Source organism: Hydrogenophaga sp. L99, assembly GCF_058731905.1.
On the sequence record NZ_CM178972.1, the window covers coordinates 614,138 to 632,074 of the forward strand.

General features: G+C 64.6%; 19 protein-coding genes. 11 read left to right on the forward strand and 8 right to left on the reverse strand.

Going from position 1 to position 17,937, the window contains the following annotated elements:
• Positions 1-101: 101 nt before the first annotated feature.
• The gene (locus AC4QBL_RS02920) at positions 102-1,025 is read right to left on the reverse strand and encodes an alpha/beta fold hydrolase (RefSeq protein WP_472908168.1); all 924 of its coding nucleotides are present in this window, start codon (positions 1,023-1,025) and stop codon (positions 102-104) included.
• A gap of 35 nt (positions 1,026-1,060) precedes the next feature.
• On the opposite strand from AC4QBL_RS02920, the gene AC4QBL_RS02925 reads away from it, so the two are divergent.
• Positions 1,061-2,887 carry an acetate--CoA ligase gene (locus AC4QBL_RS02925; RefSeq protein ID WP_472908167.1) on the forward strand — a complete coding sequence of 609 codons (1,827 nt, stop codon included), beginning with the start codon at positions 1,061-1,063 and terminating at the stop codon, positions 2,885-2,887.
• A 49-nt stretch (positions 2,888-2,936) separates the two neighbouring features.
• Here AC4QBL_RS02925 and AC4QBL_RS02930 read toward each other — a convergent pair whose 3' ends face one another.
• The gene (locus AC4QBL_RS02930) at positions 2,937-3,611 is read right to left on the reverse strand and encodes a YiaD family glycine zipper/OmpA-like lipoprotein (protein ID WP_472900011.1); all 675 of its coding nucleotides are present in this window, start codon (positions 3,609-3,611) and stop codon (positions 2,937-2,939) included.
• Between the two features lie 188 nt (positions 3,612-3,799).
• Between AC4QBL_RS02930 and AC4QBL_RS02935 the strand changes: the two genes are divergently transcribed.
• From AC4QBL_RS02935 to AC4QBL_RS02950, 4 genes are all read left to right on the forward strand, one after another.
• The gene (locus tag AC4QBL_RS02935; protein WP_472900012.1) at positions 3,800-4,852 is read left to right on the forward strand and encodes an aldo/keto reductase; all 1,053 of its coding nucleotides are present in this window, start codon (positions 3,800-3,802) and stop codon (positions 4,850-4,852) included.
• 118 nt (positions 4,853-4,970) lie between these two features.
• Positions 4,971-5,471, forward strand: coding sequence for an aminoacyl-tRNA deacylase (locus AC4QBL_RS02940; protein WP_472900013.1), 501 nt, complete (start codon positions 4,971-4,973; stop codon positions 5,469-5,471).
• Positions 5,472-5,517: 46 nt separating this feature from the next.
• Positions 5,518-6,144: a glycerol-3-phosphate 1-O-acyltransferase PlsY gene (plsY, locus tag AC4QBL_RS02945; protein ID WP_472900014.1), complete on the forward strand. Its 627-nt coding sequence runs from the start codon at positions 5,518-5,520 to the stop codon at positions 6,142-6,144.
• On the forward strand, positions 6,141-6,506 hold the full coding sequence (locus AC4QBL_RS02950; RefSeq protein ID WP_472900015.1) for a RidA family protein: 366 nt from the start codon (positions 6,141-6,143) through the stop codon (positions 6,504-6,506). The genes plsY and AC4QBL_RS02950 overlap by 4 nt, the downstream gene beginning before the upstream one ends.
• A gap of 60 nt (positions 6,507-6,566) precedes the next feature.
• On the opposite strand, the gene AC4QBL_RS02955 is transcribed toward AC4QBL_RS02950, so the two are convergent.
• Both AC4QBL_RS02955 and AC4QBL_RS02960 read right to left on the reverse strand, forming a co-directional pair.
• Entirely contained in the window at positions 6,567-7,211 is a 645-nt protein-coding gene (locus AC4QBL_RS02955) for a retropepsin-like aspartic protease family protein (protein ID WP_472900016.1), read from the reverse strand.
• A gap of 107 nt (positions 7,212-7,318) precedes the next feature.
• Positions 7,319-7,804: a YajQ family cyclic di-GMP-binding protein gene (locus AC4QBL_RS02960; protein ID WP_472900017.1), complete on the reverse strand. Its 486-nt coding sequence runs from the start codon at positions 7,802-7,804 to the stop codon at positions 7,319-7,321.
• A 39-nt stretch (positions 7,805-7,843) separates the two neighbouring features.
• Between AC4QBL_RS02960 and murB the strand changes: the two genes are divergently transcribed.
• Complete coding sequence (gene murB, locus AC4QBL_RS02965; protein WP_472900018.1) at positions 7,844-8,896, forward strand: UDP-N-acetylmuramate dehydrogenase; 1,053 nt, start codon at positions 7,844-7,846, stop codon at positions 8,894-8,896.
• Between the two features lie 228 nt (positions 8,897-9,124).
• On the opposite strand, the gene AC4QBL_RS02970 is transcribed toward murB, so the two are convergent.
• The 4 genes from AC4QBL_RS02970 to AC4QBL_RS02985 all read right to left on the reverse strand — a co-directional run bounded on the left by AC4QBL_RS02970 (position 9,125) and on the right by AC4QBL_RS02985 (position 12,384).
• Positions 9,125-9,841 carry a Crp/Fnr family transcriptional regulator gene (locus tag AC4QBL_RS02970; protein ID WP_472900019.1) on the reverse strand — a complete coding sequence of 239 codons (717 nt, stop codon included), beginning with the start codon at positions 9,839-9,841 and terminating at the stop codon, positions 9,125-9,127.
• 478 nt (positions 9,842-10,319) lie between these two features.
• Positions 10,320-11,654: an argininosuccinate synthase gene (gene argG / locus AC4QBL_RS02975; RefSeq protein WP_472908166.1), complete on the reverse strand. Its 1,335-nt coding sequence runs from the start codon at positions 11,652-11,654 to the stop codon at positions 10,320-10,322.
• Positions 11,655-11,667: 13 nt separating this feature from the next.
• Positions 11,668-11,985 (reverse strand): pyrimidine/purine nucleoside phosphorylase, encoded by a 318-nt coding sequence (ppnP, locus tag AC4QBL_RS02980; protein WP_472908165.1) that lies wholly within the window; start codon positions 11,983-11,985, stop codon positions 11,668-11,670.
• Between the two features lie 54 nt (positions 11,986-12,039).
• Positions 12,040-12,384: an ArsC family reductase gene (locus tag AC4QBL_RS02985; protein WP_472908164.1), complete on the reverse strand. Its 345-nt coding sequence runs from the start codon at positions 12,382-12,384 to the stop codon at positions 12,040-12,042.
• Between the two features lie 56 nt (positions 12,385-12,440).
• Between AC4QBL_RS02985 and folC the strand changes: the two genes are divergently transcribed.
• The 5 genes from folC to AC4QBL_RS03010 all read left to right on the forward strand — a co-directional run bounded on the left by folC (position 12,441) and on the right by AC4QBL_RS03010 (position 17,920).
• A complete protein-coding gene (gene folC, locus AC4QBL_RS02990) occupies positions 12,441-13,802 on the forward strand; it encodes a bifunctional tetrahydrofolate synthase/dihydrofolate synthase (protein WP_472908163.1) in 1,362 nt (453 codons plus the stop codon).
• Positions 13,803-13,847: 45 nt separating this feature from the next.
• Entirely contained in the window at positions 13,848-14,582 is a 735-nt protein-coding gene (locus tag AC4QBL_RS02995) for an SPOR domain-containing protein (RefSeq protein WP_472908162.1), read from the forward strand.
• A gap of 25 nt (positions 14,583-14,607) precedes the next feature.
• Positions 14,608-15,096: a CvpA family protein gene (locus AC4QBL_RS03000; protein WP_472908161.1), complete on the forward strand. Its 489-nt coding sequence runs from the start codon at positions 14,608-14,610 to the stop codon at positions 15,094-15,096.
• Between the two features lie 61 nt (positions 15,097-15,157).
• Positions 15,158-16,660 carry an amidophosphoribosyltransferase gene (gene purF / locus AC4QBL_RS03005; protein ID WP_472900025.1) on the forward strand — a complete coding sequence of 501 codons (1,503 nt, stop codon included), beginning with the start codon at positions 15,158-15,160 and terminating at the stop codon, positions 16,658-16,660.
• 33 nt (positions 16,661-16,693) lie between these two features.
• Positions 16,694-17,920: an O-succinylhomoserine sulfhydrylase gene (locus tag AC4QBL_RS03010; RefSeq protein ID WP_472908160.1), complete on the forward strand. Its 1,227-nt coding sequence runs from the start codon at positions 16,694-16,696 to the stop codon at positions 17,918-17,920.
• The last annotated feature ends 17 nt before the right edge of the window (positions 17,921-17,937 follow it).

The window sequence follows — 17,937 nt, forward strand, 5'->3', positions numbered from 1 at the left end:
ACCGCGATTTTCTCACGTCTGGCCTGCGGTTGCGCCGAGCCTTGCCGGGCGTGTTGAAGGGGGGTCGGTCCAGCCTGCCGGAGCCCATGCGCCTGGGCGGTTCAGGTCAGGTCAGCCCGGGCCAAAAAATGCTCGATGGTGTGGGCCAGCACCTGGGGCTGGTCGTGGTGCAGCATGTGGCCCGCGTCGTTCACCACCGCGTTGTCCAGCCGTGGCACCGCGCGTTGGCGCTCGTGGTATTCGGCCAGGGTGAACCGGCCTTTCCACCACTGGCTCATGCTGTCGTCGCTGGCGGTCACCGCCAGCACCGGCGCGCTGATGCGCCGGTACATTTCCAGCGCCTCGTCCACCCGGTACAGGTAGGCGCTCACCACTTTGTGGGCGGCATCACCCAAAATTTCCCACTGCCCCTGGGCGTTGGGGGCGGCCCATTGCCGGGCCAGCCAGTCGGCTTTGTCTTGCGCCAGGCGCGGGTTGGTTTTCATGAGCCGGCGGGCCACCGCGTCGGGCGAGTCGTAGGCTTTCAGCGTCTGTTCGCCCCGGTGCAGCGCTTTCACTTCGTCCATCCATTGGGCGTAGCGCCCAGGCGCCTGGGCGGGCTGGGTGGCCGGCATGCCAAAGCCTTCCAGGTTCACCAGTCGGTGAATGCGCTGCGGCCTCGCGCCGGCGTACACCATCACCACGTTGCCGCCCATGCTGTGGCCCACCAGGTCCACCGGCTGTTCCGGGGCATAGTGGTCCAGCAGGGCGTCGAGGTCGGCCAGGTAGTCGGGAAACCAGTAAGTGTCGGGTGCCGGGCCTTCAGCGCGGGTCAGGCCAAAACCCCGCCAGTCGGGCGCAATGATCCAGCGATCACCGGCCAGCGCGTCCACCATGAACTGCCAGGAAGCGGCCACGTCCATCCACCCATGCGCCAGCACCAACGGAGCGCGGGCCAAGTCGGGCTCGCCCCAGACGCGCACGTGGTAGCTGAGGTTGCGAATCGGGACAAACTCGCTGCGCGAGGCTTTCAGGGCTTGGTACATTCATCGGATCATAAAGACCGAGATGGAGACAGGCCATGCGCCCGAGTCAACGCCGAGACAAGAACGCAGCACATAAAACCGCACAGAGTCCGCGCAGTCGCCAGACCGCAGATGCTGCCTCCGCCAACGTGTATGCCGCCTTGCACAGCCAGTTCCGCTGGCTGGTGCCCGAGCGCTTCAACATAGCCGAGGTGTGCGCCCGGCGCTGGGCCGCCGACCCTGCCCACGCCGCGCAGACCGCCGTCATCGCCTGCGCCACCGACCAGCCCGACTGCCACCACAGCTACGCCGAACTGCAGGACCAGGCCAACCGCCTGTCCAACGCGCTCACGGCGCTGGGCGTGCAGCGTGGCGACCGCGTGGCCATTGTGTTGCCGCAGCGGTTTGAGACCGCCGTGGCTTACATGGCGGTGCTGCAAATGGGCGCGGTTGGCATGCCGCTGTCGCAGCTGTTTGGTCCCGAGGCGCTTGAATTTCGTTTGCAAGACAGCGAGGCAGTGGCCGCCATTTGCGATGCGAGCACGCTGGCCGCCGTGCAGGCGGTGAGCGCCCATTGCCCGTTGCTGCACAACGTGCTGGCGGTGGATGCGCAGGCGCAACTTGGCAATGCGCTGGACTGGACGGCGGTGCTGGCCCAGGCACATACTGAATTCCATCTGGTTCCCACACTGGCCGATGAAGCAGCGGTGCTGATTTACACCAGCGGCACCACGGGCAACCCCAAGGGTGCGCTCATTCCGCACCGAGCACTGATCGGCAACCTGACCGGTTTTGTGTGCAGCCAGAACTGGTTTGGCTTCGACCCGTTTGATGCCGCGCAGCCTTCGCAAGCGGTGTTCTGGTCGCCGGCAGACTGGGCCTGGACCGGCGGCCTGATGGACGCGTTGTTGCCCACGCTGTATTTCGGCCGGCCCATCGTGGGTTACAACGGCCGCTTCATCCCGCAAACGGCGTTTGAATTGCTGGAGCGCCACCAAGTGACGCACAGCTTTCTGTTTCCCACGGCGCTCAAGGCCATGATGAAAGCCTTTCCCGCACCGCGCAACCGCTACCGGCTGCAACTGCAGGGCCTGATGAGCGCGGGCGAAGCGGTGGGCGACGCGGTGTTTGCCTACTGCCAGCAGCAACTGGGTGTGACGGTGAACGAAATGTTTGGCCAGACCGAGATCAACTACATCGTGGGCAACTGCGCCCGCTTGTGGCCCGCCCGTGCCGGCAGCATGGGCAAGGGTTACCCCGGGCACCGGGTGGCGGTGATCGACGACGAAGGCCGCGAATGCCCGGTGGGCGTGCCGGGCGACGTGGCGGTGCACCGGCTGGATGTGCATGGCCAGCCCGACCCCATCTTCTTTTTGGGCTACTGGAAAAACGAAGCCTCAACCCGGGCCAAGTACACCGGCGACCCGGCCAACAGCTGGTGCCGCACCGGCGACATGGCGGTGCGCGACGCTGACGGCTACCTCTGGTACCAAGGCCGTGCAGACGATGTGTTCAAGGCGGCGGGTTACCGTATTGGCCCCAGCGAAATCGAAAACTGCCTGGTGAAGCACCCGGCCGTGGCCAACGCGGCGGCGGTGCCCAAACCCGATGCCGAACGCGGCGCGGTGGTCAAGGCCTATGTGGTGCTGGCGCAGGAATACCTGGCCGCCCAGCCAGGCCGGGTGGTGGGTGATGCCGCTTTTGTGCAGCGCCTCACCGCCGAACTGCAGGCCCATGTGAAGGGCAAGCTGGCACCCTACGAATACCCGAAAGAAATTGAATTTGTGGACGCTTTGCCCATGACCACCACCGGCAAGGTGCAGCGGCGTGTGCTGCGCCTGCAAGAAGAGCGGCGCTACAAAGAACAGCAGGGACGGGCCTGACGGCGCGTCCCTGTGCTGGGTCTCGGGGCGAGCGCCCCGAGGCGGCGGCTTACTTGGCGGCTGGTTCGGCCACGTAGATCTCAATGCGGCGGTTTTTGGCGCGGCCCTCAGCCGTGCCGTTGTCGGCCACGGGTTCGCGCGAGCCACGGCCTTCGGTGCTGAAACGGTTCACCGCCACGCCACGGGCAATCAGGTAGTCGCGGGCGCTGTTCGCGCGGTCCAGCGACAGGGGGTTGTTCACCGCGTCGCTGCCGGTGCTGTCGGTGTGCCCGACGATGGTCACGCTGGTCACCGGGTTGGCGTTCAGCGTGTTGGCAAACTGGTTGAGCACGCCCGCCATATTGGACTTGATGGCCGAGCGGCCCACGTCAAAGGAAATGTCGGCCGGAATGTCCAGCTTCAGGCGGTTGTCGGCGGTTTGGGTCACGCCCACGCCGGTGCCTGCGGTGGCCTTTTCCATGGCGGCTTTTTGCTCTTGCATTTTTTGCGACCAGATGTAGCCACCCAGCGCGCCGGCGCCAGCACCCAGCACCGCGCCCGTACCTGCGCGTTTGGAGCCTCCGGTGGCCACGCCGAGCAGGGCACCAGCGGCAGCGCCAATGGCAGCACCTTTGGCCGTGCCTTGCTGGGTTTCGGTCATGTTGGCGCAGCCTGTGAGGGTAATCGCGGCCGCCAGGACGGCAGCGGTGAAGGCGCGGGGCAATTGCGTTTTGTTGTGATGCATGTTCAATGCTCCTGTTCGGTTGTTACGAAAAATCGCTGCGGCTGAAGCTGCAACTGGCATTCGCCAGGTTGTGAGCATAGCGCGTCGCTTGTTGCGCTAGTGACCAGCCCTCTGCGCGGTTGAAGTCTAAACTTACACCCTGTATTCTTGATTCGCCAACGACTTCCATCTTTGCTTACAAATATTTCATGAAAACTGTCTCACTTGGCGCCAGCGCGCTACAGGTAACGCCCATATGTCTTGGCACCATGACCTTTGGCGAGCAGGTGACCGCGGCCGACGCACACAGCATCCTGGACCGCTCGCTGGAGCGAGGCGTCAATTTTCTGGATGCCGCCGAGATGTATTCCGTGCCGGCCCGGGCCGAAACCTGCGGCGCCACCGAAACCATTTTGGGCAACTGGTTTGCCAAAACACCGGGCGCGCGTGACAAGCTGGTGCTGGCCACCAAGGTCGCTGGTCCGTCGCGCGGCATGCCCTGGATCCGTGGCGAAAACTCCGGGGTCACCAAGGCCGAGATCATCAACGCCTGCGAGGGCAGCCTGCGCCGCTTGCAAACCGACGTGATCGACCTCTACCAGATCCATTGGCCGGCACGCAACACGCCCGCGTTTGGCGCGCTGTACTTTGACCCCAGCAAAGACAAGCCTTGTGCCTCCATCCATGAACAACTGGAAGCCATGGCCGAACTCGTCAAGGCTGGGAAGGTCAAGGCAGTCGGTCTGTCCAATGAAACGCCTTACGGTGTGCACGAGTTTGTGCGCCTGGCCGAACAGCACGGCTTGCCTCGGGTGGACACGGTGCAAAACCCTTACTGCCTGATCAACCGCAGCTACGAGAACGGCATGGACGAGACCTGCCACCGCCTCGGCGTATCGCTGCTGGCGTATTCGCCACTGGGGTTCGGTTTGCTCACGGGCAAATACGACGCTACGGGCCTGGTGGGTGATGCTGGCCGTATGGCGTTGTACGACTCCATGCGCAAGCAGCGCTGGGGCCGCCCGGAAGCACTGGGCGCAGCGCGCCGCTACAACACGCTGGCGCGCGACCACGGCCTCACGCCATCGCAGTTGGCATTGGCCTTTTGCTACCGCAACTGGCGCGTGGCCAGCACCATCATTGGCGTGACTTCGTTGACCCAGCTGGACGAATGCCTGGACGCGTGGGGCACCGAGCTCTCGCCCGAACTGCTGGCTGAAATCGACAAAATTCGGTGGGAATGCCGCGACCCAGCTCAATAAAGCCACAAGGCCGTGCACGAGGGGGCGTTGTCCAGAGGCACCGCGGAACTGGCTTCGTCAGGCCGCAGGTGCCGTCCCCCCTCCCAGCGCTGAAAGCGCGCCAGAGAGGGGGGAAGCCGTGAAACGGCGCAGGGGGGAGACCCATGTCTCGGAAACGCCCGCCACTGCCTGGCTCAAGGCGCATGGGGTTGCGTTCACCGAACACCCTTACGACTACCTGGAGCACGGCGGTGCCCAGCACAGCGCGCGGGTGCTGGGTCTGGACCCGTTTGCGGTGGTCAAGACCCTGATCATGCAAGACGAGCGGGCGCAGCCGCTGGCGGTGCTGATGCACGGCAACCGCACCGTGTCGACCAAAAACCTGGCGCGCCAGATCGGGGCCAAGTCGGTGGAGCCCTGCAAGCCCGAAGTGGCCAACCGGCACAGCGGCTACTTTGTGGGCGGCACTTCGCCTTTTGGTCTGAAACGCAGCATGCCGGTGTGGGTAGAAGCCTCGGTGCTGGCGCTGCCCGCGATCTGGATCAATGGTGGGCGCCGCGGGTTTCTGGTGGGTATCCACCCGGCGGTGCTGTCGGGCCCGCTGGGCGCTCAGCCGGTGCAGTGCGCGCTGGCAGAATAGCCGCAGCGCTGGCAACCACCAGCCGTCACACCACGAGGAGCTTTGTTTGGAATTCGCATACCCCCTGTTGGCCACGGTGGCCGCTTATTTTGTCGGCTCGCTCTCCTTTGCGGTGCTGGTCAGCCGCGTCATGGGGCTGAACGACCCGCGCACCTACGGCAGCAAAAACCCGGGTGCCACCAACGTGCTGCGCTCGGGCAACAAGGCTGCGGCGGTGGTCACGCTGCTGCTGGACGCTCTGAAAGGCTGGTTGCCCGTGGTGGCCGTGGCCTGGTGGGGCGAGCCCTACGGCCTGGGTGACGGTACGGTGGCACTGGTGGGCTTGGCCGCGTTTCTGGGTCACCTGTTTCCGGTGTTCTTTCGCTTTCAGGGCGGCAAGGGCGTGGCTACAGCGGCGGGCGTCATCATCGGTTTTCAGCCCTGGCTGGGCCTGGCTGCGCTGCTCACCTGGGTGATCGTGGCCTACTTTTTTCGCTATTCGTCGCTGGCCTCCATCGTCACGGCGGTGTTTGCGCCAGCGTTTTACCTGTTTGGCGACCGCGTCGCCTGGAGCGCACCCGGTGTGATGGTGCTGAGCCTGGCTGTGATGGGTGTGCTGCTGGTGTGGCGCCACGCGGACAACATCAACCGTTTGCTGGCGGGCAAAGAAAGCAAACTGGGAGCAAAAAAATGAGCAACGAGTTGGTGCGCCACGGTGTGGCCGCGCGGTACAGCGAGGCGGCGGTGTTTCAGGGCGTGGTGTACCTGGCCGGCATGGTGCCCGAGCGCGGCGACACCGACGTTACAGGCCAGACGCAAGATGTGCTGGACCAGGTGCAGGCGCGCCTGCAAGAAGCCGGCAGCGACAAGTCGCGCATTTTGCGGGCGCAGATTTACCTGAGCGACATCAACGACATTGCCGCCATGAACGCGGTGTGGGACGCCTGGGTGGTGCCCGGCACCGCCCCGCCGCGCGCCACGGTGCAAGCGGCGCTGGCCGACCGGGCCTGGAAGATCGAGATCGTGGTGACCGCTGCGCAGAACGAGCCGCTCTGATACGTCGCCAGCCAGCGAAGATGCTCCACCCACCCCAGAGTGAAACCGGCGATGGGAGGCCTAGAAACGCCGCTCCAACGTGAGCTGGTCGTTGTTGCGCTGCATCTGAAAGCGGGTCAGAAAGCTGTTGCCCAGCAGCACATAAGGCATGGCCTGGGGCAGCACGATGGCGGGCACCGCAAACACCTGGGCGTCGCCCACTTTCACCGAGTCCAGCCGCACCTGGTAGCCCACCGCGCCGCCGTTGGCGGTGCTGACCCGCACCTTCTGGCCCTGCTCGAAGGGCAGGTTGATGCGTTTGGCGTCCGCTTCGCTCAAGATGACCAGGGTGGCGCCGGTGTCCACCATGAACTGCACCGCACGGCCGTTGATCTGGCCCGGCGGCATGAAGTGGCCCTGGCTGTCGGCCGTGAGCACGATGCGCTGCGCGCCCGCGTCGCCTGTGCGCTTGCCCACGCTCACGGGTGCGTCGCCCACCCGCAGGGTCTGGCGCTGGCCGTTCACCTCCACCACAGCGGTTTCGCCTTGCACGCTCAGCAGTTTCGCGCCTTGGTGCGTCTGGCCGGCGCTGACGAACTTGGGCGCCGCGCCGTCCACGGTCAGCAGCGCCTTGGCGCCCGCCACGCCCGAGAGCGCCACCGACTGCGCCAACGACGAACCCGCGGCGAGCGCGAGGACCAGTGCAGGCAGCAAAGGCGTGGGCATGGGGTGTCTGGATCAGCGGGCGCCGAAGGCCCGGCTGTGCCGCCCCAAGGCGAGCGCGCCCCCTTGGGGGGCCGCGACCCGCGAAGCGGCGGAGCGTGTGGGCACGTTCAATCCCGGAAGTTGTTGAACGACAGCGGCAGGTCTTTCAGCTCAGCCTTGATCACATTCATGGCCGCCTGCAGGTCGTCGCGCTTGGCGCCGGTCACGCGCACCGCGTCACCCTGGATGGCGCCCTGCACCTTGAGCTTGCTGGCTTTGAGCGCCTGCTGGATCTTTTTGCCATCTTCGGTGGCAATGCCGTTGCGCACCTTGACCACCTGCTTGACCTTGTCGCCGCCGATTTTTTCGACCTTGCCTTTGTCCAGAAAGCGCACGTCCACGTTGCGTTTGGCCAGTTTGTTGCGCAGCACCTCTTCCACCTGCTGGAGCTGAAAGTCGGCGTCACCAAACAGGGTGATGTCTTTCTCTTTAAGTTCAACGGCGGCGCTGGTGCCCTTGAAGTCAAAGCGCGTGCCAATTTCGCGCGCCACCTGTTCAACGGCATTTTTCACTTCTACAAAATCGGCTTCGAGAACGGTGTCAAAAGAGGGCATGGTGAGGATTCCAGAGAGCGTGGGTGAGACAATCCAACGATGTTAGTCGAGAACAACGTGGCGCTCCAGCCCTACAACACCTTTGGCATCGTGGCCCGTGCGCAGCGGCTGGCCCGCGTGCGCTCCGAGGCCGATGTGCTTCAACTCATGGGCAGCGCCGACTGGGCTGCCGACACCGCCGCCGCACCGCCGTTTGTGCTGGGGGGCGGCAGCAACCTCGTGATCACGGGCGACGTGAAGCCGCTGGTGCTCAAGGTCGAAATCGCCGGGCGCCGCCTGGTGGAAGAAACCCCCAAAGGCTGGCTGGTGGAAGGCGGAGCCGGTGAAAACTGGCACACCTTTGTGGCCTGGACGCTGGACCAAGGCTGGCCGGGGCTGGAAAACCTGGCGCTTATTCCCGGCTCGGTGGGCGCTTCGCCGGTGCAAAACATTGGGGCCTACGGCGTGGAGCTGCAAGACCGCTTTCATTCGCTGGACGCGATCGACCTGCACACCGGCAAAGCCTTCACGCTCGACGCCGCGCAGTGCGGTTTTGGCTACCGCGACTCGGTGTTCAAGCACGCGCCAGCGGGTGAAAAGGGCCTGGGGCTGGCCGGGCGGGCGCTCATCACGCGGGTGCGGTTCTGGCTGCCCAAGCCCTGGAAGCCGGTGCTGGGCTACCTGGATCTGGAACGCAAGATGGCCGAGACCGGCATTTCAGCGCCCGACGCACGCCAGATATTTGACTGGGTGGTGGCCATTCGCCGCGCCAAGCTGCCCGACCCGGCCGTCATTGGCAACGCCGGCAGCTTCTTCAAAAACCCCACCGTGAACGAAGAGCAGTGCGCCGACATCATTGCGCGCGACCCCAAAGTGGTGCACTACCCCATGCCCGACGGCAGCATCAAACTGGCCGCAGGCTGGCTGATAGACGCCTGTGGCTGGAAAGGCAAAAGCGTGGGTAACGCCGGGGTGTTTGAACGCCAGGCGCTGGTGCTGGTGAACCGGGGTGGCGCCACCGGCGGCGAGGTGATGACGCTGGCCAAAGCCATCCAGACCAGCGTGTACGAGCGCTTCGGCATCCTGCTGGAGCCGGAGCCGGTGGTGATCTGACAGACACCGGTCATTGACACATCGAAGAAAGGCACTCCACGGGGCGCCTTTCTGTTTGGGGCATTGGAAAGTGAGAGCAGGGGATCGGGCGCCTCCCTCCATGCAGGGTCAGACTGTCGCGCGTTTTTGTGGACTTCGCCGAGGAATCCGCGCAGGAGGGCAAAAGGCAAGACCCCTTTGCATGGTGCTCGCGGCCTTCGGGTGTTCGAGGTGTGTCCCATACCCCGCCTACGAAGTCGGCGCCCACTCAAAGGCCGTCGGCGGCGGCGCCGCGCCCACTTTGTTGGTCAGCATACGCAAGCGGTCCGCCAGCAAGCGCCCCCACAGGCCTTCGAGCTTGCTCTTCAATTCAGGGCGCTTGTCGAGCAGTTGGGTCAGCGCCTCGCGCGGCAGCTCGAACACCTGCACCGGCCCGGCCGCGTGCACATCGGCCGACGCTGGCCGGTCGGTCAGGTAGCTGACCTCGCCGACGAAGCCGCCGTCCTCCACCTGGGAGATGGGGTGGCCGTTCAGGCTGACCGCGAGCCGGCCGCGGGTAACCACTGCAACCCCGTCCACCGGGCGGCCCGCCTCCACCAGCGCCTCACCGTCGGCGAGAGCCCTCTGGCGGCCGATTTGCAGCAGGTGCCGGAACTCGACCGGCGTCAGCACGGAGAAGGTCTTGCGGTACAGCGCTGCGGCGTCTTCCGTCAGGTCCGTAATCGACCGCTCGCGGTACAACAGCCAGAGCTGGTAGCCGTTGATCAACACGATGCCGACGTTGAAGCCGATCTGCACCCACATGGGCTGCCCGGGGCGAATGAAGTAGTAGACGATGAAGTCGATCAGGCAGGCGAACACCGTGATGACCCGCAGCCACGCGATGTCGCGCATCATGTACGACAGCGTCAGCAAGCCGTACGAGACGGCCGAAAGCCCGTCGTAGAAACCGAGTTCGATGTTCATCTGCCACCCCCTTGTTTCGATTCAGCTCGCCCAAGTGAGCGGGCTGCCCAAGAAAACGATCCTTGTCTTCAATGACACGCCGGCCAACATCGCCTCGCTTGTCGAAGCCCTGAGGGCCGGTTACCGCGTCAAAGGGGCCCCGGCGGCGAGCGCGCGATGGCCACGGCGCTCAGCGACGATCCGCTCGGCCCCATCCTGCTCGGCCGCAGCGGTTTCATGTCCTGCCTTTTGCCTGCAGGCAGTGGCGTCAACCCTGATTGGACCTCGCCACCAAAATCGAGATCTCGTTGTAACTGCTTCCGCTCCGCACATCAAGCGAGCCCGGTTCAGGCCTCAGAGACGTTCAGCCCGCAACATTCCGCCATTGTTCAGTGAAATCCAGGGTGTTGCACTTCACTTTTGAATCCGCCGAGTTTGTGTGTAATCAATATAAAAAACGGCCCTTTGAGGGCCGTTTTTCGTTGAGCAGTGCGACGGATTACTTATCGCCTTCCAGTCGGAGCATTTGCGCCCCTTCACCCAGCGACAGCAGTCCACTCTTGGCGTAAATACCCAGCTTGGCTCGCGTGTCCACGATGTCGAGGTTGCGCATGGTCAGCTGGCCGATGCGATCGAGCGGCGTGAACGGTGCGTCTTCCACCTTTTCCATGCTCAGGCGCTCGGGCGCGTAGGTCAGGTTCGGGCTCTCGGTGTTCATGATCGAGTAGTCGTTGCCGCGGCGCAGTTCGATGGTGACCTCGCCGGTGATGGCGCGCGCCACCCACCGCTGGGCGGTTTCGCGCAGCATGATGGACTGCGGGTCGAACCAGCGGCCTTGGTAGAGCAGGCGGCCGAGCTTGAGGCCGTTGATGCGGTACTGCTCGATCGTGTCTTCGTTGTGGATGCCGGTGACCAGGCGCTCGTAGGCGATGTGCAGCAGCGCCAGGCCGGGGGCTTCGTAAATGCCGCGGCTCTTGGCTTCGATGATGCGGTTTTCGATCTGGTCGCTCATGCCCAGGCCGTGGCGCCCACCGATGCGGTTGGCTTCCAGGATCAGGTCCACCAGGCTGTCAAACGTCTGGCCGTTCAGGGCGACCGGCTGGCCTTCTTCAAAGCGCACCGTCACGGTTTCGCGCTTGACTTCAACCTCGTCTTTCCAGAACGCCACGCCCATGATGGGGTTGACGATGGAAATGCCGCTGTTGAGGTGCTCCAGGTCTTTCGCTTCGTGCGTGGCACCCAACATGTTGCTGTCGGTGCTGTAGGCTTTTTCGGCGCTCATCTTGTAGCCAAAGCCGTTGGCCGTCATGAAGGCGCTCATCTCGGCGCGGCCGCCCAGCTCGTCGATGAACAGCTGGTCGAGCCAGGGCTTGTAGATCTTCAGGCTGGGGTTGGTGAGCAGGCCGTAGCGGTAAAAGCGCTCAATGTCGTTGCCCTTGTAGGTGCTGCCGTCGCCCCAGATGTGGACGTCGTCTTCCTTCATCGCGGCCACCAGCATGGTGCCCGTGACGGCGCGGCCCAGCGGTGTGGTGTTGAAGTAAGTCACGCCGGCGGTGCTGATGTGAAACGCACCGCACTGCAGAGCGGCAATGCCCTCATGGGCCAGCTGGGTGCGGCAGTCGATCAGGCGGGCTTTTTCAGCGCCGTACTGCATGGCCTTGCGCGGAATCTCGTCGTAGTCCGGCTCGTCGGGCTGGCCCAGATTGGCGGTGTAGGCGTAAGGGATCGCGCCTTTTTGCTTCATCCAGAGCAGGGCGGCGGAGGTGTCGAGCCCGCCGGAGAAGGCGATGCCGACTTTTTGCTGCGTGGGCAGGTTCTGAAGAATGGTGGCCATGTTCTGTGTCCGATCAGCCGAAATGGCAGATGTAGTGGTAAGGCTCGGTCACCCGAATGTCGAAGCTGCTGTTACCGGGAATGGCGAACGTGTCGCCGGGGCCGGACTTGAGCCAGGCATCTGTGCCGGCCAACTTGTATTCGCAGCTGCCGGCCACGCATTCCATTATTTCGGGCGCGCCGGTGTTGAAGGTGAGCGCGGCGGGCAGCACCACGCCAACCGATTTCTTAGTGCCGTCGGGGTAGGTGATGCCGTGGCTGACGCACTTGCCGTCAAAGTACACGCTGGCCTGGGTGGTGACGGTCACGCCGTCGATGTGGGTGGTGGTCATGGGCGAAGGAGATGTAAAGGCGAAAACGTTGATTTTAGGCCGGGCGTTTCGCGTTCAGCGACGGCTTTCCCAAGCCTCGGCGTCAAAGCCCACGGTCACGCCGTCGGCCCACTGCACCACCGGGCGCTTGATCACGCTGGGCTGCGCCAACATGAGTGCTCGTGCGCTGGCGGCGTCCACCACGGCGGCGCGTGTGGTTTCGTCCAGCTTGCGCCAGGTGGTGCCTTTGCGGTTCACCAGGGGCTCCCAGCCCAGCGCGGCCAGCCATTGGTCCAGCGCCGCCTCGGGCACACCTTGTTTTTTGAAATTGTGGAACTGGTGTTCCACGCCATGGTCCGTCAGCCAGGTGCGGGCTTTTTTGACGGTGTCGCAGTTGGGAATGCCGTAAAGGGTGGTCATGCCGCTGATTGTCCCCGATGCCTTGGCCGCACCGAGCGCAATGGGACAATCGGCGCATGCTGAATATTGATCTGCCCTCCCACCCCCAAACTCTGCCCGAGTGGCTGGCCCACTGCGAGCGCCTGCACCCCGTCACCATCGACATGGGGCTGGAACGCGTGCAGCGCGTGGCGCAGCGCATGGGCCTGGCCATGGGTTGCCCTGTGATCACCGTGGCCGGCACCAACGGCAAGGGGTCCACCTGCGCCATGCTGGAAGCGATTTACACCGAGTCGGGTTACCGCACCGGGCTGTACACGTCGCCGCACTTGGTGCATTTTGAAGAGCGTTGCCGCATTGCCGGCGAGCCGGTGGCCACGCAAGACCTGCTGCCCGCCTTTGCCGAGGTGGAAGAGGCCCGCAAAGGGCAGGGCGCTGATCAGGAAGAGGTCAGCCTGAGTTACTTTGAATTCACCACCCTGGCCATTTTGCGCACCTTGTCGCGCAGCGGGTTGGATGTGGTCATTTTGGAAGTGGGCCTGGGCGGCCGGCTGGACGCGGTCAACATCATCGACACCGACTGCGCGGTCATCACCTGCATTGCGCTGGACCACATGGCCCTGCTGGGCAACAACCGCGAAGCGATTGGCTACGAGAAGGCCGGCATCATGCGCACCGGCCGCCCGGTGGTGGTGAGCGACCCGGTGCCGCCACAAAGCATATTGGACCGCGCGCTGGAAGTGGGCGCTGACCTGTGGCGGCTGGGCAAGGACTTCCATTTCGCTGGCGACCAGCAGCAGTGGGGCTGGGCCATGCACCCTTCGCACGGCGGGCGGCGCTACGCAGGCCTGGCTTACCCCGCGCTGCGCGGTGCCAACCAGTTGGTGAACGCCTCTGGCGTGCTGGGGGCCGTGGAGGCGATGCGTGCGCGCCTGCCGGTGACGGCGCAGGCGGTGCGCAACGGGCTGGCGCTGGTGGAGCTGCCGGGTCGTTTTCAGATCGTGCCCGGCACACCCACGCTGGTGCTGGACGTGGCGCACAACCCGCATTCCGTGGCCGCGCTCACCGAAAACCTGGATGCCATGGGCTACTACCCCACCACCCACGCTGTGTTTGGCGCCATGGCCGACAAAGACCTGCCCGCCATGCTTGAGCGCATTGCGCCGCTGATTGACCACTGGCATCTGACCGACCTGCCGCTGGGGCGCGCCATCAAGGCCGATGCGCTGGCGCAGGTGCTCAACAACACCCCGGCCACAGCGCCCGGGGGCAAAACTCGGGTGGCCGGCTGCCATGCCAGCCCGATGGAGGCGCTGCGCGCAGCCGTGGCGCAGGCAGACCCCGCTGATAGAATCGTGGTCTTCGGTTCGTTCTTCACCGTGGGCGGCGTTTTGCAGGACGGCGTACCTCGAATGTCCGCCAAACACCTTGTTTCCTGAGGCCGTTATCGCCAGGCGTTGATGGTGTCAGGGTCTCTACCGCGAATGTTCAAATCCCGTTCAGGCTCTCAGGGCAACCCGGCGACACACCCGCCCCAAAGCATTGAGGCCGTGCGCCGGCGCGCCCGCCACCGCCTCATTGGGGCCGCGGTGCTGGTGTTGTTGGGCGTATTGGGTTTCCCCCTGTTGTTTGACACCCAGCCGCGCCCGATTTCGGTGGACATTCCCATCGAGATTCCAGCCAAGAATCCGGTCGCGCCCCTCAAGGCCGCCAAAACATCACCGTCCACCAGTCCGCCCGCGCCAGCCCAAACCCAGCAGCCCGCTGCGGGTGCAGACAGCGGCGTGACCACCAGCGACAGCCTGAGCGCTCGCGAAGAGGTGGTTGAAAGCGTGCGCCCTGCAGCTTCGCCGGCCAAACAGGCCCCGGCGCCCGAAGTGCAGCCCGAATCCGCCAAACCCGCAGCGACGCCGCCAGCGGCTGCCAAAGCCAGCGCCACCGAAGCCGCGCGCGCCAAAGCGCTGCTGGAAGGCAAGCCCGCCGAATCGGCCGAGCGCATTGTGGTGCAGGTGGGTGCGTTTGCCGACGCTGCCCGGGCCCGCGAAGTGCGCCTGAAGCTGGAACGCGCTGGCCTCAAGACCTATACCCATGTGGCCGAAACATCAGAAGGCAAGCGCATCCGGGTGCGAGTGGGTCCGTTTGCGTCCAGAGCCGAGGCCGACAAAGCGGCCGCGCGCGTGAAGGCGCTGGGCTTGCCTGCGGCCATTCTCACGCTGTGATGCCTTTCGCAGCGGCCCGGGCCTGATGCCCATGGTGTGGATCGACTGGGCCTTGCTGTCCGTGCTGTTGCTGTCGGCTGTGCTGGGTTTGTGGCGCGGGCTGGTGTACGAGGTGATTTCCGTGGCGGGCTGGGTGGCGGCGTTTGTGCTGGCCCAGGCTTACGCCAGTGATGTGGCTGCCTGGCTGCCCATGGACGGTTTTTCAGCCCCGCTGCAGCTGGCAGCCGGTTTTGCGGTGGTGTTCATGGTGGCGGCCTTTGCGGGCGGTCTGGTGGCCTGGGTGGTTAAAAAATTGGTGGAGTCGGTGGGCCTGCGCCCGGTAGACCGGGTGCTGGGTGGTGCGTTTGGGCTGGTGCGCGGTGTCGTGATCTTGCTCGGCGTGGCGGTGGTGGTGAGCATGACGCCCTTGCAGCAAGGCGCATGGCAGGCGTCTCGCGGGGCGGGTGTGCTCTCTGCCACGCTGCACGAGGTGAAGCCTTTGTTGCCCGAGGCCGTGGCCCGCTACCTGCCCTGAGCAGCGTGTCAGAACGCTGTGGTTTTAGTCTGAATTTTTCGTTTCTCGTCAAGGATCAAACATGTGTGGAATCGTGGGCGTGGTCAGCCAGGCGCCGGTTAATCAACTGATTTACGACGCGTTGCTGCTGTTACAGCACCGCGGCCAAGATGCTGCCGGTATCGTGACCCAGCAGGGCCGCAAATTTTTCATGCACAAGGCCAAAGGCATGGTGCGCGATGTGTTTCGCACCCGCAACATGCGGGCGCTGCCCGGCAACTGCGGCCTGGGCCAGGTGCGCTACCCCACTGCGGGCAATGCTTACAGCGAAGAAGAAGCGCAGCCTTTTTACGTGAACGCACCGTTTGGCCTGGTGCTGGTGCACAACGGCAACCTGACCAACGCCCAGGCGTTGAAGAAGGAGCTGTTTCAGACCGACCACCGGCACATCAACACCGACAGCGATTCCGAGGTGTTGCTCAACGTGCTGGCGCACGAGCTGGAAAAGGTCACCCGTGGCATCACCCTGAAACCGGCCGACGTGTTCGCTGCCGTGCGGGGGGTGCACCAGCGGGTGCGCGGTTCTTACGCGGTCGTGGCCCTGATTGCAGGGCACGGCCTGGTGGCGTTTCGCGATCCCTTTGGTATCCGCCCCCTGTGTGTGGGCCGCAGCCCGGCCGGTGTGATGGTGGCCAGCGAATCGGTCACCCTGGAGGGCAACGGTTTCGAACTCGACCGCGATGTGATGCCCGGCGAGGCCCTGTTTGTGGACCTGGACGGCAACATGCAGTTTGAGCAGTGCGCCGAAAAAACCAGCCACAACCCCTGCGTGTTTGAGTATGTGTACCTGGCCCGGCCCGATTCGGTGCTGGACGGCATCTCCGTCTACCAGGCCCGCCTGAACATGGGCGAAACGCTGGCCAAGCGCGTGGTGTCTACCGTGCCGCCGAACGAAATCGACGTGGTCATCCCCATTCCAGAGTCCTCGCGCCCCAGCGCCATGGAACTCGCCCAGCTGCTGGGCTTGCCGTACCGCGAAGGTTTTGTGAAAAACCGCTACGTGGGCCGCACCTTCATCATGCCGGGGCAGGGCGTGCGCAAAAAGTCGGTGCGCCAGAAGCTCAACGTGATCGCCAGCGAGTTCAAGGGCCGCAACGTGCTGCTGGTGGACGACTCCATTGTGCGCGGCACCACCAGCCGCGAGATTGTGCAGATGGCGCGCGACGCCGGTGCGCGCAAGGTGTACCTGGCCAGTGCCGCGCCGCCGGTGCGCTACCCCAACGTCTACGGCATCGACATGCCCACGCCCGACGAGCTGGTGGCCCACAACCGCACGGTTGATGAAATCCGCATCAGCATCGGTTGCGACGCGCTGATTTACCAGGATGTGGACGCCATGAAGCAGGCCATTGGTTCGCTCAACCCCAAGCTCGCCGGCTTTGACGCCTCGTGCTTTGACGGTGTGTACGTCACCGGCGACATCACGCTGGAAGACATCGCGCGCATGAACGCGGGTCGCGACCACAGCGAAGAGGGCGAGGAAGACACCTCGCGCCTGGCCTTGCCCAACGCCCAGACCGCTTGATGCGTGCAGGCCTTTTCTGAAGACAGCTTGAACATGAACACAGAGAACCCGGCCCACGGCGATGCGTTGGCAGGCTTGCACCGCGACACGCTCGCCGTGCGCGCGGCGGTGGAGCGCAGCCAGTACGGTGAAAACTCCGAAGCGCTGTACCTGACCAGCGGCTACGTGCAGCCCAGCGCCGAAGCGGCGGCCCGGCGCTTTGCCGGCGACGAAGAAGGCTTCACTTACGGCCGCTACGGCAACCCCACCGTGGCCAGCCTGGAGCAGCGTCTGGCCGCGCTCGAGGGCGCCGAGGCCTGCATGTCCACCGCCTCGGGCATGTCGGCCATCTTGCTGATGTGCATGGGCCTGCTCAAGGCGGGCGACCATGTGATCTGCTCGCACTCCATGTTTGGCTCCACCATCAAGCTCATTGGCACCGACCTGGCCAAGTTCGGTGTCGAGTCCAGTTTCGTGTCGCAGACCGACGTGAACGCCTGGAAAACCGCCATCAGGCCCAGTACCAAACTGCTGTTTGCCGAAACGCCCACCAACCCGCTCACCGATGTGTGCGACATCCGCGCTCTGGCCGACGTTGCCCACAACGCCGGCGCCTTGCTCTGCGTGGACAACTGTTTTGCCACGCCAGCGCTGCAGCGCCCCATGGCGCTGGGTGCCGACATCATCATGCACTCCGGGACCAAATACCTGGACGGCCAGGGCCGCGTGATGGCCGGCGCGCTGTGTGCCAGCCAGGCGTTGGTGACCAAGAGTTTTCTGCCCATCATGAAGAGCGCCGGCATGACGCTGGCGCCTTTCAACGCCTGGGTGGTGCTCAAAGGGCTGGAGACGCTGGACATTCGCATGCAGGCGCAGTCGGCCCGCGCACTGGCGCTGGCGCAGTGGCTGCAAGTGCATCCGGCGGTTGCACGGGTACATTACCCAGGCCTCACCAGCCACCCGCAGCACGAACTCGCCATGGCGCAGCAGTCCGGCTGCGGCGGTGCTGTGTTGTCGTTCGAGGTGAAGGCGGCTGACGCCGACCAGGGACGCCAGCGCGCCTTCCATGTGCTCGATTCGATGCAGATGCTGTCGCTTTCAACCAACCTGGGCGACACCAAAACACTGGTGGCCCACCCCGCCAGCACCTCGCACGGCCGCCTGACCGAAGCGCAGCGCCAACTGGCCGGCGTGAGCCAGGGTCTCATCCGCGTGGCGGTGGGTTTGGAGCACATCACCGATATCCAGACCGACCTGGACCGCGGCCTTTCCAGTATTTGACACAGCGCCCTTGCCCG